The sequence below is a fragment of the Pseudoroseomonas cervicalis ATCC 49957 genome, from assembly GCF_000164635.1.
In the GTDB taxonomy this organism is placed as follows: domain Bacteria; phylum Pseudomonadota; class Alphaproteobacteria; order Acetobacterales; family Acetobacteraceae; genus Pseudoroseomonas; species Pseudoroseomonas cervicalis.
This window is the reverse complement of sequence record NZ_GG770827.1, coordinates 1-1,121: the sequence shown is the minus strand read 5'-3', so window position 1 is coordinate 1,121 and position 1,121 is coordinate 1. Positions and strand designations below refer to the sequence as shown.

Below are 1,121 nucleotides of genomic sequence, written 5' to 3'. Positions count from 1 at the left end.
CCGCGCCGGTGGTGTCGAGCGCGGTGACGCCGGAGAGGTCGAGCCGCGTGGCGCCGCGCGCGGCGCGCAGCAGCCCCTGCCACACCGGGCCGACGCTCTGTGTGGTGTAGGCGCCGCGCAGCCGCAGCACCTCGCCCTGACGGTCGAAGCCCGCCTGTTCCGCCTGATCCGTCATGCCCTGCCGCAGATAAGCGAGGGCGCGCGGAAGTTTAACCCCTGTTTCACGCCGCCCTGCCGCGCCGCAGATGCGCGAGCGCGGCGGCGGCGGCGGCCTCCCCGCTCTCCCAGGCGCCGCCGAGCGTCGCGGCCAGGCGCGGATGGCAGGCCTCGCCCGCGAAGCAGAGGCGCCCCTCCTGCAAGGGCGTGCCGAGGATGCGGCGGGCCTCGGCGCGCCCCGGCCTGGCATGGGAGTAGGCGCCCCGCGAGAACGGGTCGCGCCCCCAGTCGCTGGCCAGGAAGCCGTCGGCGCGGATGGCGCGCGCCGCGCGGGCGCCATAGGCGCGGGACAGTTCGGAGAGGGCGTGGTCGCGCAGCGCCGCCGGCCCCTCGGCGGCGAGCGCCCAGGCCGCCTCGCCACCCAGGAACCCCATCAGGTGGTCATGGCCGAAGGGCCAGGCGATGAAGCTCATCGCCGGCTCGGCCTCGTCCGCCACCCGGCGCTCCAGCCCGGTGAAGGGAGGCAGGTCCAGCCGGTCCGCCCCCGCCGCGCGCAGGCCGATCTTGGCCAGCAGGCCGAGCGGCAGGTCATGCGCCGCCTGCATCACCTCGGCCGGCAGCGGCGGGTCGAAGCGCACCCCGCCGCCTGCCAGCACGGCGGTGGGGAGCGTCAGGATGGCGGCCTCCGCCTCGATGCGGCCGAAGCCGCCCTCGGCGACGATGCGGCGCGCGCCCCAGGACAGGCGCTCGACCACCGCGCCATAGGCGATGGGCAGGCCGGCGGCGAGCCCCTCCAGCAGCGTGCCGATGCCCTGTGGCAGCAGCAGGTTCGGGGGCTCGAGCTGGGTGTCGAGGAAATCGTCCAGGTCCATGGCGGCGAGCGGCGCGGCGCAGATCAGCGGCCCCTCCCAATGCGCCACCGTGGCATCCCACGGCCCGCCGCGCGGCGCCGCCGCCCCGGCCGA

1 protein-coding gene is annotated in these 1,121 nt (G+C 77.1%); it reads right to left on the bottom strand.

What is annotated here, in order from left to right; all coding sequences use genetic code 11:
- Nucleotides 1-221: 221 nt before the first annotated feature.
- On the bottom strand, nucleotides 222-1,121 hold a 900-nt coding region (locus tag HMPREF0731_RS19365), incomplete at its 5' end, for a flavin monoamine oxidase family protein (RefSeq protein WP_007005902.1).